We start from the raw sequence: 13,585 nt of genomic DNA on the forward strand, positions 1-13,585 counted from the left end.
CTGAACGGAGATGGGACGTAGTCGATCGCCAACTGGATCCCTCGAACTTTCTTGCGGTTTCCGGGGTGATATTCCGGCTTTCCGGAGTCGCCCCGGCGCAAACTCCCGGCGCCAGAACAAAAGTTGACTGTTGTTCATCTTCCGGTCAGGGATAACCGGCGGTAACGTCCCGCCCGCCCTCCCCCTCGCTCGCGACGGGCAGGGGACCCCCAGCGAGGAGCAGGAATGCGACGACGTACCGGAAGGCTCAAGGCCGCCGCCGCGGCGGCCCTGTTCGCCTTGGGTGCCACGGTCTTGGCACCGCCCCCCACCGCGGCCGCGGCCGCCGCACCGAACGACGACTACTGCCAGGGCCAGTGCGCCGACATCCTGCCGCCCGGCGCCACCGGCAACGCCACCTTGGTGGAGATCCTCGGCAACAAGCTGTTCGGCACCCACCCCGAGCACTCCGCCGACCAACTCGGCCCGTACGGCGCGCTGGCGAGCGGCTACCAGTCGCTCACCGACGACACCCTCACCAAGTTCTTCAACGACGCCTCCTTCGGCGTCCCCCAGGACCAGGTCGGCAAGGTCACCACGCCCCGCAGCGACGTGACCATCACCCGGGACAAGAAGACCGGGGTGCCGCACATCAAGGGCACCACCCGCTACGGCACCGAATACGGCGCCGGCTACGCCGCGGGCCAGGACCGGCTCTGGCTGATGGACCTCTTCCGCCACATCGGCCGCGGCGAACTGACCTCCTTCGCCGGCGGAGCCCTCGCCAACCAGGGCCTGGAGCAGCAGTTCTGGCCGCAGGCGCCCTACACCGAGGCCGATCTCCAGGCCCAGGTCGACAACATCCGCGAGTCGAACGGCGAGCGCGGCAAGCTGGCCATGCAGGACGCCCAGGCCTATGTCGACGGCATCAACGCCTACCGCGAACAGTCCAAGAACGGCCGGTACTTCCCCGGTGAGTACGTCCTCACCGGCCATGTCGACGCGATCACCAATGCCGGTGAGATCCAGCCCTTCAAGCTCACCGACCTGATAGCCCTCGCCTCCGTCGTCGGCGGGCTCTTCGGCAACGGGGGAGGCGGCGAGGTCCCCTCGGCCCTCGCGCTGCTCTCCGCCCAGCAGAAGTACGGCGTCGAGAAGGGCACCCAGGTCTGGGAGTCCTTCCGGGAGCGCAACGACCCCGAGGCCGCCAAGACCCTGCACGACGGCAGCAGCTTCCCGTACGCGGTCAAGCCGGCCAAGGCCAAGGGCACCGCACTGCCCGACCGCGGTTCGGTCACCCCCGAGCCGCTGGTCTTCGACCGCACCGGCGCGGCCACCGTCAAGAGCGGGACACCGCCGCGGGACCCGGTCAAGGCGCCCAGGAAGTACAAGAAGCTGGAAGGCCTCTTCAAGGACGGGGTGCTGCCCAAGGGGAGCTTCGACCCCACCCAGCACCGCGGGATGTCCAACGCCCTGCTGGTCTCCGGCAAGCACTCGGCGAGCGGTCACCCGGTCGCCGTCTTCGGCCCGCAGACCGGCTACTTCGCGCCGCAGCTCCTGATGCTCCAGGAGATCCAGGGGCCCGGCATCAGCGCCCGCGGCGCCTCCTTCGCGGGCGTGGGGATGTACGTCCAGCTCGGCCGCGGGCAGGACTACGCCTGGAGCGCCACCTCCGCCGGCCAGGACATCACCGACACCTACGCCGTGGAGCTGTGCAACGCGGACGGCTCCGCGCCCACCAAGGACTCCACCTCCTACCGCTACCACGGCGCCTGCGTCCCCATGGAGAAGCTGGAGCGCACCAACTCCTGGAAGCCCACCGTCGCCGACCCGACGGCGGCCGGCTCCTACCGGATGCAGGTCTTCCGGACGAAGTACGGGACCGTCACCCACCGCGCCACCGTCGACGGCAAGCCCGTCGCCTACACCGCGCAGCGCTCCACCTACCGCCACGAGGCCGACTCGATCATCGGCTTCCAGATGTTCAACGACCCGTCCTACGTACGCGACGCCAAGACGTTCCAGCAGGCCGCCGAGCACATCGGCTACGCCTTCAACTGGTTCTACGCCGACTCCCGCGACATCGCGTACTACAACAGCGGCCTCAACCCGGTCCGCAACCCCGACGTCGACCCCTCGCTGCCCATCAAGGCGGACGACGCCTACGAATGGAAGGGCCACGACCCGGACACCAACACCACCGACTACACCCCGCCCGCCCAGCACCCGCAGTCCATCGGCCAGGACTACTACATCTCGTGGAACAACAAGCAGGCCAAGGACTACGACTCGGCCGGCTTCGGCAACGGGTCGGTGCACCGGGGCAATCTGCTGGACGACCGGGTGCGCGCGCTGACCGAGGCCGGCGGGGTGACCCGGGCCTCGCTGACCCGCGCGATGTCCGAGGCCGCGGTCACCGACCTGCGCGGCGAGGACGTGCTGCCCGAACTCCTGCGGGTCGTGGGCAGCAAGCCCGTCACCGACCCCCAGCTGAAGACCGCGGTCCAGCAGCTGGAGGCCTGGCGCAAGGACGGCGCCCAGCGCCGCGAGACCGCCGCGGGCTCGCACACCTACACCCACCCCGACGCCGTACGCCTGATGGACGCCTGGTGGCCGCTGATGATCGACGCGGTCTTCAAGCCGGGGCTGGGCGGCGACCTCTATGACGCGCTGCGGGCCAATCTCGGCATCGACGAATCCCCGTCGGCCGGCCACGGCCCGACCGGGGCGCACGCAGGATCGGCCTTCCAGTACGGCTGGTGGAGCTACGCGGACAAGGACCTGCGGTCGGTGCTCGGCGACAAGGTGGCCGGTCCGCTCGCGCAGCCGTACTGCGGCAACGGTGACCTGTCCGCCTGCCGCGACACCCTGCTGGCCACACTCCAGCAGGCGGCCGGGAAGACGGCCGAGCAGGTCTACCCCGGCGACGCCAGTTGCAAGGCCGGCGACCAGTGGTGCGCGGACGCGATCATCCACCGCGCGGTGGGCGGTCTGACCCACGACACCATCAGCTGGCAGAACCGGCCGACCTACCAGCAGGTCGTGGAGTTCCCGGCACACCGGTAACACCAGTAACACCGGTAACGCCGGCAGAGGGAGTGCGGCACGGCCAGGCCCCGGGGCATCACCACCGCCCCGGGGCCTTCGCGCGCGCCCGCCGGGTGCCCCGCCGTCCCCCTCCGTGACGGGAAGCGCCAACTCGCTTACCGGGAAGCCCGACTGCCCTCCGGGCCGGAATTCCGCGGGGTTATGCTGCAGGGTTCTGAACTCCAGGGAATGGGAAAGCGAGGCATGGCCTTGTCAGGTCCGCAGCAGTACCCGACGGAGCTGCTGGATACCACCATGGACCAGCTGCGCACGCTGATCGTCGTCCACGAGGCGGGCACCGCGCTGGGCGCCGCGCGGCGGCTGGGACGCGAACAGTCCAGTGTGCAAAAGCAGCTGGACACCATGAACCGCACCTTTGCCGCGCTGTGCGGCGAGGAGCTGGTCCTCAAGCAGGGGCGGGGCCAGGACGCCCTGTTCACCGCGACCGGTGAGGCGCTGGTCGAGCTGGCGCGGCGCACGCTGGGGGAGTGGTCGGACGGGGTGCGCGACGCCCGCCGCAGGCTCGGCCGGACGCTGTCCGTCGGCACCACCCGCTACACCCTCGGCTTCCTGCTGGACGCGGTGGAACGCGTCGCCGAGGACTATGAGCGCGACGACGTCGATCTGAAGGTCACCCACGTCCGCACCGGCGACCTCTTCACCAAGCTGCGCACCAAAGAACTCGACCTGGTCTGCGGCAGCGTCGTGGTCACCCAGGACGACGAAGCGGAGCTGCTGGCTCCGTACGAGGTCATGGAATGGCGGCGCAGCGGGCTCTCCCTGCTGACGAACCTGCCGCCGGAACGGCTCCCCGGCACCTCCTTCGGCGCCCACGACCTGCCCCGGCTGCCGCTGGTCGTCTCGACGCGCGGCCTGATCAGCCGTTTCCTGACCTCCTGGTACGGCCCCGACTACCGGAACAAGCTCTCCGTGGCGGCCGAGATCGAGGCCGCGCACTACGGCTTCGAACTGCTGCGGTCGGGCGTGGTCAGCGGGGCGATGCTGGTCACCCGGGGCATCGGGGAGGCCGCCGCGGACGGCCGCCTCCCGGAGGCCGGCGGGCTGCGCACCCTGGAGATCGTCGGGGAGGTGGGCCCCCGGACCGAGGTGCTGGTCGGCGTCTTCACCCGCCGCGGCGAGCGGGACTCCTACGCCCCCGGCCACCCCCTCAACCTCCTGTGGGAGGCGCTGTCCAGGGAGAGCGGGCGATGGTGGCTGAGCTCCTGAGCGCGCGGCGCCACCGGCACCTCAGACCAGGTCCCGCTCCCGGGTCTCCGGCAGCGCCAGCACGCACAGCAGCGAGACGACCGCCATCGCGCTGACGTACCAGCCCACCGAGGCCGACCCGTACGCCGACTGGAGCCGGGTGGCGACCAGCGGGGCCACCGCGCCGCCGAGGACGCCGCCCAGGTTGTAGGCCAGCGAGGCGCCCGAGTACCGCACCCGCGTACCGAACAGCTCCGGCAGATACGCGCCCATCGGGCCGTACACCACACCCATGCAGAACAGCGCGCCGCCGATGCCGAGGGCGATCAGCACCGGCGCCCCGGTGTCCAGCAGCGGGAAGAGCACCAGCCCCCACACCACCGCGAGACCGCTCCCGGCGAGGATCAGCTTGCGGCGCCCGGCGGCGTCGGAACGGGTGGCGGCCAGCCAGGTCCCGGCGGCCAGGAACAGGCAGGCGACGAGGGAGAGCCCCAGCATGGTGTTGCGGGAGATGCCGAGGGTGGCGGTGGCGTAGGACAGGCAGTAGGTCGTCGCGGTGTAGAAGAGGCCGTACGCGATGATCATGCCGCCCGCGCCGAGCAGCAGTTCGCGCGGATGACGGCGCAGCACCTCGACGGCGGGGACCTTGCTCGCCTCCTGGGCGTCCAGCACCTTCGCGAACACCGGCGTCTCACTGATCTTCAGCCGTACGAACAGCCCCACGCCGACCAGCAGGAACGACAGCAGAAACGGCACCCGCCAGCCCCACGAACGGAACGCCGCGTCATCGAGCACGGACGACAGCAGCCAGAACACCCCGGTCGCCGCGAAGAACCCCACGGACGGGCCGAGTTGCGGGAAGGCGGCATACAGCCCACGGCGTCTGCGCGGCGCATGCTCGACCGCCAGCAGCGCGGCCCCGCCCCACTCGCCGCCCAGGCCGATGCCCTGCAGGAAGCGCAGCACGAGCAGCAGCAACGGCGCCCAGACGCCCCAGGTGCCATAGCCGGGGAGCAGTCCCACGCACGCCGTCGAGAGCCCCATCAGCAGCAGCGAGACGACCAGCACGGACTTACGGCCCACCCGGTCACCGAAGTGGCCGAAGAGCACCGAGCCCAGGGGCCGCGCGGCGAACGCCACCGCGTAGGTGGAGAAGGACGCGAGGGTGGCGTTGACCGGGTTGAGTGTCGGGAAGAACGCCTGGTTGAGGACGAGCGCGGCGGCCGTCCCGTAGATGTAGAAGTCGTAGAACTCGATGGCCGTCCCGATGAAGGAGGCCACCGCCACCCGGCGCAGGCTCTCACCGCCGCCGGCCTCCCCCTTCGCCTCCGGGGGAGAATCTGCCGGGGTCTGCGCCGCTGCCTGCGCTGATGCCTGTGCAGATGCCTGGGCTGATGCCTGCGCCGCTGCCTGTGCAGATGCCTGCGCTGATGTCGCGTCACTACTCACCAGCGCACTTTCCGGCTCGGTGTAGGGGGCAGTCAAGAGGTGAAATGGACTGTCTCGGTTCCTGAGACCGGGTGCGGGCGGGGCAGGGTCCGGCCGGGCGGGCGCCGACCGGACCGGGCCAACACCCTTTACGAGTACCGCAGATACCGCCGTCGCACCGCCCGGAAGCGCTGCAGGCCCGCCCGCCAGGCGGCCGTGATCTCGTCCGGATCCGCGCCCGCGTCGATCATCTTCCGGACGGTCGACGAGCCGGTCAGCCGGTCGATGCCGTTGTCGGGACGCCAGGCGAAGCCGCTCCACACCCGCTTCGCGGTCACCAGGAGGCCGATGCCGGTACGCACCGGGTCGAACGCCTCGCGGTCGTGGACGTGCAGCTGGACGCCGCCGATCGTCTTGCCCTGGAACTTGGAGAAGGTGGGGGCGAAGTAGGCCTCCCGGAAGTGGACGCCGGGCAGGCCGAGTCCGGTGGCGGCCGCGGCCCAGCGCCGGTCGATGCCGTCCGCACCCAGCAGCTCGAAGGGGCGGGTGGTGCCGCGCCCCTCGGAGAGGTTGGTGCCCTCGAAGAGGCAGGTGCCGGAGTAGACCAGCGCGGTGTCGGGGGTGGGCATGTTGGGGCTCGGCGGCACCCAGGGCAGGCCGGTGGCGTCGAAGAAGTCGGTGCGCCGCCAGCCGGTCATCGGCACGGTCTCCAGCTCCACCGGGCGCCCGGCCGCCTGCGGCACGAACTCGCCGTTGAACAGCAGCGCCAGCTCCGTCACCGTCATCCCGTGTGCCTGCGCGATCGGCTCCCGGCCGACGAACGAGGCGTACGCCTTGTCGAGCACCGGGCCGGTGGCCGAGCGGCCGGTGACCGGATTGGGCCGGTCGAGGACGACGAAGCGCTTGCCGGCGAGCGCCGCCGCCACCATGCAGTCGTACAGCGTCCAGATGTAGGTGTAGAACCGCGCGCCCACGTCCTGGATGTCGAAGACGACGGTGTCCACACCGGCGGCGCCGAAGATGCCGGCGAGTTCCCCGCCGCTCTTGTTGTACGTGTCGTAGACCGGCAGTCCGGTGGCCGGATCGTCGTAGCGGCCCTCGGAACCGCCGGCCTGCGCGGTGCCGCGGAAGCCGTGCTCGGGGCCGAAGACGGCGGTCAGCCGCACCCGTTCGTCGGCGTGCATCACATCCACGATGTGCCGCAGGTCCCGGGTGACGCCGGTGGGGTTGGTGACGATGCCCACCGTGCGGCCCTCCAGGAGGCGGTAGCCGTCGGCGGACAGCCGGTCGAAGCCGGTGTGCACCCGCCGGCCGCCGCCGTGTGCCGGGCCCGCCGCCTGCGCGGGGCCCGCGCCCGTGGCCAGTGCCGCACCGGCCGCTCCGGCCGTCGCCAGCCGCCCGAGCAGAACGCGTCTCGACAGAGCCATCCGCACACCTCCGTGATCAGGGAATCCACCTCAACCGGGTACGTGTCGCGTGCACGCTAGCCCGCTCCGGGGCGCGGCGGAATGGACCCGGCCGGTGCGGCGGGCTCCTCCGTACGGACGCGGCGGGCTCCTCCGTACGGACGCGGCGGGTGCGGCGGGGACTCTTCCGTACGGACCCGGCGCCGGTATTGCAAGGAACGCAAGGACTCTTCCGCCGGGACATACCGACTGGTTAGTCTGCCCCCGTCGCATCGACACGACCGAGGGAGACCCAGGGTGGAAGCCGTACGGGACAAGACCGTTGTCGTGACCGGGGCGGGCGGGGGGATCGGTGCCGCGCTGGCCCGCCGGTTCGCCGCCGAGGGCGCCCGGGTCGTGGTCAACGATCTCGACGAGGCCAAGGCGGCGAAGACCGCCGGGGAGATCGGGGCGATCGCGGTCGCCGGCGACGCCTCCGCCGTCGTCCCGGCCGCACGGGCGGCGCTCGGCGGCGGTATCGACATCTTCTGCGCCAACGCCGGGGTGGGGACCGGCGGCGGGCCCGAGGCGTCCGAGGAGGACTGGACGCTGGCCTGGGACGTCAACGTCATGGCGCATGTCCGGGCCGCGCGGGAACTGCTGCCCGAGTGGCTGGAGCGCGGCAGCGGGCGCTTCATCTCCACGGTCTCCGCCGCGGGCCTGCTCACCATGGTCGCCGCCGCCCCGTACAGCGTCACCAAGCACGGCGCCTACGCCTTCGCCGAATGGCTCTCGCTGACCTACCGGCACCGCGGCATCGACGTCCACGCCATCTGCCCGCAGGGCGTCCGCACCGACATGCTGGCCGCCACCGGCGCCGCCGGGGACCTGGTCCTGACGCCCACGGCCGTGGAACCCGAGGACGTCGCCGACGCCCTCTTCACGGCGATGGCCGAGGGCCGCTTCCTGGTCCTGCCGCACCCCGAGGTCGCGGACTACTACACCGCGCGGGCGGCGGACCCCGACCGCTGGCTCGGCGGGATGAACCACCTCCAGCGGAAGTTGGAGCAGGCCGAGGGCGGCCGCTCCTGGGGCCACCCGCACGGGCAGCGCAGTGCAGGGTGACGGGCCGGCCGGGCCCGGCGCGTCACCGCACGTCACCGCCACCCCGCGTCACCCGGGCTTTTCCCCCGCAGGGATGATTCAGGCGATCAGGAAGAAAGGGCCGCACCCCGATGACCTCCTACCAGGACATGCCGTGGCTGGCACAGCTCACCGACGCCCAGCGTGCCCCCGTCCAGCCGCCCGCCTCGACGCTGCACGCCTTCCGGGCGGCGGTCGGCCGGGTCCCCGACCGTACGGCGCTCGCCTACTTCGACGGCCGGCTGTCCTACGCCGAGACCGATGCGCTCTCCGACGGCATCGCCGCCCACCTCGCCGAGCGCGGCTTCCGGCGCGGCGACCGGGCCGCGTTGATGCTGCAGAACACCCCGCACTTCGTGCTCGCCCTGCTCGGCGTGTGGAAGGCCGGCGGTGTGGTGGTGCCGGTCAACCCCATGTACAAGTCCGCCGAGATGCGGCACATCCTGGACGACGCCGAGGTCACCGCCGTCATCTGCGCCGACCGCACCTGGGACGGCTTTCTGCGGGCCACCGCCGCCGAGGCGCCGTCCGTACGGATCGCGCTCACCGCCTGGGAACGGGACCTGCAGACCCGGGACGACCGGCGGGTGCTGGGCGGTGAACGGCTCGGGCCGCAGGAGGGCGCCGACGATCTGCTGACCGTCGCCCGCACCGCAGGGAGGATACGGGCGGTGCCCACCGACCCGGAGCTCACCGCCGACGACCTCGCGCTGATCAGCTACACCTCCGGCACCAGCGGCACCCCCAAGGGCGCCACCAACACCCACGGCAACATCACCTTCAACGCCGAACGCCAGCGCACCGGCCTGGGCCTGCCCGAAGGCGCCACTTACTTCGCGCTCGCCCCGCTCTTCCACATCACCGGCATGGTCTGCGAACTGGCCGCCTGCGTCGCCAACTCCGGCACCCTCGTGCTCGCCTACCGCTTCGACGCCGGTGTCGTCCTGGACGCCTTCCTGGAGCACCGCCCCGCCTATACGGTCGGGCCCTCCACCGCCTACATGGCGCTGATGGCCCACCCCGGGGTCACCCGCGACCACTTCGCGTCCTTCCGCACGATGTCCTCGGGCGGTGCGCCGCTGCCGCCCGCCCTCGTCGAGAAGTTCCGCACCGACTTCGGGCCGTACCTCCACAACGGCTACGGCCTGACCGAGTGCACCGCCCCCTGTGCCAGCGTCCCGCCGGGCCGGGAGGCACCGGTCGACAAGGTCTCCGGCACGCTCGCCGTGGGCGTCCCCGGCCCCGACACCGTCGTGCGGATCACCGACGAGAGGGGCCGGGACCTGCCGTTCGGCGAGCAGGGCGAGATAACGGTCCGCGGCCCCCAGGTCGTCCCCGGCTACTGGCGCCGCCCCGACGCCACCGCCGAGGCCCTGCCGGACGGCGAGCTGCGGACCGGTGACATCGGTTTCATGGACGCCGGCGGCTGGCTGTACGTCGTCGACCGCAAGAAGGACATGATCAACGCCTCCGGCTTCAAGGTCTGGCCCCGCGAGGTCGAGGACGTCCTCTACAGCCATCCGGCGGTGCGCGAGGCGGCGGTCGTCGGGGTGCCCGACGCCTACCGCGGCGAGACGGTCAAGGCCTATGTCAGCCTGCGCCCCGGCACCTCCCCGGAACCCGCCGAGCTGGCCGCCTACTGCAAGGAACGCCTCGCGGCGTACAAATATCCCCGTGCGGTGGAGATCCTGGCCGAGCTTCCGAAGACCACCAGTGGCAAGATCCTCCGACGGGAGCTGCGCCACCGCGCATGACGAGCACGAAGGACAGGTGAGGGCGATGGCCGGCACGAAGGACGGCAACGGCAACGGCGGTGCGAAGCCGGTGGCCCAGCGGCTGCTGGCCACCGCCACCAGGCTCTTCGCCGAGCAGGGCTACGACCGCACCTCCGTCCAGGAGATCGTCGATGCGGCGGGCGTCACCAAGGGCGCCCTCTACCACTACTTCGGCTCCAAGGAGGATCTGCTCCACGAGGTCTACGGCCGGGTCCTGCGGCTCCAGCAGGAGCGGCTGGACCACTTCGCCGGGGCCGACGCGCCGGTGGAGCAGCGACTGCGGGACGCCGCCGCCGATGTGGTCGTCACCACCATCGAGAACCTCGACGACACCAAGATCTTCTTCCGCTCGATGCACCAGCTCAGCCCGGAGAAGGACAAGCAGGTACGCGCCGAACGGCGCCGCTACCACGAGCGGTTCCGGGCCCTGGTCGAGGAGGGCCAGCGCACCGGCGTCTTCGCCGCCGACATCCCCGCCGACCTGGTCGTGGACTACCACTTCGGCTCCGTGCACCACCTGGGCACGTGGTACCGCGAGGACGGACCGCTCAGCCCGCAGCAGGTCGCCGATCACCTGGCGGACCTGCTGCTGCGCGCCCTGCGGCCGTAGCGGGCGCCTCCCCGCTTCGGCGGGCACCGCACGCGGCGGCCGCCGCCCGTACCGGCCGGCCGCGGTGTTCCGTTGGCCACATGCGCGGGAGTGGCGCTCCTCACACACCCTCACCCTGGGTATCGGACCGGCCACATCGAGGCGGGCCGGACCGCCTCCCGCCGCGTCTTTGACGGCCTTCACCACATCTTCAGGAATTTATTGGATTGCGCGCAAGGCCTGCGGGAATGCGCCCCCGGGCCATGACACTCAAGGGGTGGTTACGGATCGGGGCTGTCCTCATCCGCCATCCGTAACTTACGGTATCGATAGTTCTGCTATCACTACCGATGTGGGTGGCCTTGTGGCTGAAGTGACGCTGTTTCTCCGGGAGTACGCACGGACGCGCCGGGAGGTGGGCGCGATTGCTCCGAGCAGTCCCCGGCTCGGCAAGGCCCTGACCCGCTACCTCGTCCCCAGCCCCGGCCGCTCCCGCGCGATCCTGGAGGTGGGCCCGGGCACCGGCGCGGTGACCCGCCACATCGCCGACGCGCTCGGCCGCGAGGACACCCTCGACCTGGTCGAGGCCAACCCGCGCTTCGTCGACATCCTGCACGGCGCCTACGGCGGCGACCCCCGGCTGCAGTTCCTCACCGGCCTGGTGCAGGAGCACGAACTCGGCACCTACGACACCATCGTCTGCGGCCTGCCGTTCGCGAACTTCGACGCCCCGACCACCACGGACATCTTCGACCGGCTGCTCGGCGCCCTGCGGCCCGGCGGCACCCTCTCCTTCTTCGGCTACGTCGGCGGGGCCACGGCGCGCCGCACGTTCACCGGCAAGGCCGCCCGCCCCCATGTCCTCGACGGCCAGAACGCGCTGCGCCGCATACTCGACCGGCACACCTTCCGCACCGAACTGGTGCTGGGCAACCTGCCGCCGGCCCGGGTGCACCACCTCGTGCCGGCCGGCGAGCCCGTTCAGCCCGTCTGAGACCGCTCCCGTACCCGCCGGGCCACGTCCTCCTGGGCGATACGCCGCAGTGCGGCCATCGCCGCGTCGCCCAGTACGGTCCCGAGCACCGCACCCTCGATCTGGGCGTCGAGGCTCGGGACCCCGTCGAACGCCGCCAGCTCGGCGGCGGCCAGGGACCCGGCGGCCTGTGCGTACCGGTCGAGCAGGCCCAGCAGCTCGCTCTGGTCGAGCTCGTGGTAGGCCACCACGACCTGTACCAGCGTCCGCCACCCCGGATTCTCCGGCCGCACCGCCCAGTCGTGCCGCCGCACCAGCTCCGCGACCTCGCGCTCGGCGTGCTCCCACATCTCGTCGGTGCCCCGCTCGGCGGCCACCTTGCTGACCGCCGACTGCGCGGTCCCGAGCATGCCCTGCGGGGTGGTGCCCGGAGAGTCGATGCCGGCCAGTACCTCGGCGGCTGCCGCGATGGACAGACCGCCCACTTCGGTCAGCGCCCGGATCAGCTTCAGCCGCCGGATGTGCGATTCGGCGTACTGGACCTGGTTCGGACTGATGCGCTCGCCCGGGGGCAACATGCCTTCCCGGGTGTAGTACTTGATCGACGGAACCGGCACCCCGGTCCGCCGTGCCAGTTCTCCGATACGCATCCCCCGAGGATAGCGGCGGGACCCTCCGGGCCGGGGCCCGCTCCGACCGGTGGACACGGAGCCCCGCTCGCGGCGTACGCAGGCCGTGCCCGAGGTCCCCACCCCCTCGGGCACGGCTGCGGTACCGGGGTCGCCCCGGGCCGTCAGGCCTACAGGTAGCGCTTCAACTCGCGGCGCGCCAGCGACCGTTGGTGCACCTCGTCGGGGCCGTCCGCCAGCTGGAGGGTGCGGGCGCCGGCCCACAGCTCCGCCAGGGGGAAGTCCTGGCTGACGCCGCCCGCGCCGTGCAGCTGCACCGCCTTGTCGAGGATGTCCACGACGGTGCGCGGGGTGGCGATCTTGATGGCCTGGATCTCGGTGTGGGCGCCCTTGTTGCCGACGGTGTCCATCAGCCAGGCGGTCTTCAGCACCAGCAGCCGCAGCTGCTCCACCGCCACCCGGGCATCCGCGATCCACTCCTGGACCACGCCCTGCTGGGCCAGCGGCTTGCCGAACGCCGTACGGGTCACCGCGCGGCGGCACATCAGCTCGATGGCGCGCTCGGCCATGCCGATCAGCCGCATGCAGTGGTGGATCCGGCCGGGGCCGAGCCGCGCCTGGGCGATGCCGAAGCCGCCGCCCTCTTCGCCGATCAGATTGCTCGCCGGCACCCGTACGTCGTGGAAGACCACCTCGGCGTGGCCGCCGTGGTAGTGGTCCTCGTAGCCGTAGACCTGCATGGCGCGCCTGACCTCCACGCCGGGGGTGTCCCGCGGGACCAGGATCATCGACTGCTGGCGGCGGAGGTCCGGGCCGTCCGGGTCGGTCTTGCCCATCACGATGAAGATCTGGCACAGCGGGTTCATCGCGCCGGAGATGTACCACTTGCGGCCGTTGATGACGTAGTGCTCGCCATCCCGTGCGATATGCGTCTCGATGTTGGTGGCGTCCGACGAGGCCACCTCCGGCTCGGTCATCGCGAACGCCGACCGGATCTCGCCGGCCAGCAGCGGCTCCAGCCACTGCTTCTGCTGCGCCTCGTTGCCGAACTGCGCCAGTACCTCCATGTTGCCGGTGTCCGGTGCCGCGCAGTTCAGTGCGGTGGGCGCCAGCTGGGGGCTGCGGCCGGTGATTTCGGCCAGCGGGGCGTACTGGAGGTTCGTCAGCCCGGCGCCGTGCTCCGCGTCGGGCAGGAACAGGTTCCACAGCCCCTGCCGCCGGGCCTCGGCCTTCAGCTCCTCGACGATCGCCGGGGTGTCCCACGGCGAGGCGAGCGCGGCCCGCTGCTCATGCGCGGTCCGCTCGGCCGGGTACACGTGCTCGTCCATGAACGCCAGGAGCTTTTCGCGCAGTTCCTCGGTCCGGGCGTCGTATGCGAAGTCCATGGGTGC

At 71.4% G+C, this 13,585-nt stretch carries 10 protein-coding genes; 6 read left to right on the forward strand and 4 right to left on the reverse strand.

From position 1 onward, the window contains the following. Positions 1-225: 225 nt before the first annotated feature. Together D9V36_RS34100 and D9V36_RS34105 are read left to right on the forward strand one after the other, a co-directional pair. Entirely contained in the window at positions 226-3,045 is a 2,820-nt protein-coding gene (locus D9V36_RS34100) for a penicillin acylase family protein (protein ID WP_129297159.1), read from the forward strand. Positions 3,046-3,270: 225 nt separating this feature from the next. Continuing rightward, the gene (locus D9V36_RS34105) at positions 3,271-4,293 is read left to right on the forward strand and encodes a LysR family transcriptional regulator (RefSeq protein ID WP_129297160.1); all 1,023 of its coding nucleotides are present in this window, start codon (positions 3,271-3,273) and stop codon (positions 4,291-4,293) included. A 21-nt stretch (positions 4,294-4,314) separates the two neighbouring features. On the opposite strand, the gene D9V36_RS34110 is transcribed toward D9V36_RS34105, so the two are convergent. Together D9V36_RS34110 and D9V36_RS34115 are read right to left on the reverse strand one after the other, a co-directional pair. After that, positions 4,315-5,568: an MFS transporter gene (locus D9V36_RS34110; RefSeq protein ID WP_129298879.1), complete on the reverse strand. Its 1,254-nt coding sequence runs from the start codon at positions 5,566-5,568 to the stop codon at positions 4,315-4,317. A 281-nt stretch (positions 5,569-5,849) separates the two neighbouring features. After that, positions 5,850-7,127, reverse strand: coding sequence for an exo-beta-N-acetylmuramidase NamZ family protein (locus D9V36_RS34115; RefSeq protein WP_129297161.1), 1,278 nt, complete (start codon positions 7,125-7,127; stop codon positions 5,850-5,852). A gap of 276 nt (positions 7,128-7,403) precedes the next feature. Here D9V36_RS34115 and D9V36_RS34120 point away from each other — a divergent pair, with 276 nt between their 5' ends. From D9V36_RS34120 to D9V36_RS34135, 4 genes are all read left to right on the forward strand, one after another. Next, positions 7,404-8,210, forward strand: coding sequence for an SDR family oxidoreductase (locus D9V36_RS34120; protein WP_129297162.1), 807 nt, complete (start codon positions 7,404-7,406; stop codon positions 8,208-8,210). 110 nt (positions 8,211-8,320) lie between these two features. Further along, entirely contained in the window at positions 8,321-9,982 is a 1,662-nt protein-coding gene (locus D9V36_RS34125) for an AMP-binding protein (RefSeq protein ID WP_129297163.1), read from the forward strand. A 25-nt stretch (positions 9,983-10,007) separates the two neighbouring features. Next, positions 10,008-10,613: a TetR/AcrR family transcriptional regulator gene (locus D9V36_RS34130; protein WP_129297164.1), complete on the forward strand. Its 606-nt coding sequence runs from the start codon at positions 10,008-10,010 to the stop codon at positions 10,611-10,613. 352 nt (positions 10,614-10,965) lie between these two features. Continuing rightward, positions 10,966-11,586 (forward strand): class I SAM-dependent methyltransferase, encoded by a 621-nt coding sequence (locus D9V36_RS34135; RefSeq protein ID WP_129297165.1) that lies wholly within the window; start codon positions 10,966-10,968, stop codon positions 11,584-11,586. On the opposite strand, the gene D9V36_RS34140 is transcribed toward D9V36_RS34135, so the two are convergent. Then, positions 11,574-12,215, reverse strand: coding sequence for a MerR family transcriptional regulator (locus D9V36_RS34140; RefSeq protein WP_129297166.1), 642 nt, complete (start codon positions 12,213-12,215; stop codon positions 11,574-11,576). The genes D9V36_RS34135 and D9V36_RS34140 overlap by 13 nt on opposite strands. Before the next feature lie 149 nt (positions 12,216-12,364). Next, complete coding sequence (locus tag D9V36_RS34145) at positions 12,365-13,579, reverse strand: acyl-CoA dehydrogenase family protein (RefSeq protein ID WP_129297167.1); 1,215 nt, start codon at positions 13,577-13,579, stop codon at positions 12,365-12,367. Positions 13,580-13,585 lie beyond the last annotated feature (6 nt).

Source organism: Streptomyces lydicus (assembly GCF_004125265.1).
Lineage (GTDB): Bacteria > Actinomycetota > Actinomycetes > Streptomycetales > Streptomycetaceae > Streptomyces > Streptomyces lydicus_C.

Bases quoted from the DNA above. Each gene is read 5' to 3' on its own strand.
- D9V36_RS34115 (WP_129297161.1), bottom strand. From the start codon at position 7,127: ATGGCTCTGTCGAGACGCGTTCTGCTCGGGCGGCTGGCGACGGCCGGA.
- D9V36_RS34105 (WP_129297160.1), top strand. From the start codon at position 3,271: ATGGCCTTGTCAGGTCCGCAGCAGTACCCGACGGAGCTGCTGGATACC.
- D9V36_RS34130 (WP_129297164.1), top strand. From the start codon at position 10,008: ATGGCCGGCACGAAGGACGGCAACGGCAACGGCGGTGCGAAGCCGGTG.
- D9V36_RS34100 (WP_129297159.1), top strand. From the start codon at position 226: ATGCGACGACGTACCGGAAGGCTCAAGGCCGCCGCCGCGGCGGCCCTG.
- D9V36_RS34125 (WP_129297163.1), top strand. From the start codon at position 8,321: ATGACCTCCTACCAGGACATGCCGTGGCTGGCACAGCTCACCGACGCC.
- D9V36_RS34145 (WP_129297167.1), bottom strand. From the start codon at position 13,579: ATGGACTTCGCATACGACGCCCGGACCGAGGAACTGCGCGAAAAGCTC.
- D9V36_RS34140 (WP_129297166.1), bottom strand. From the start codon at position 12,215: ATGCGTATCGGAGAACTGGCACGGCGGACCGGGGTGCCGGTTCCGTCG.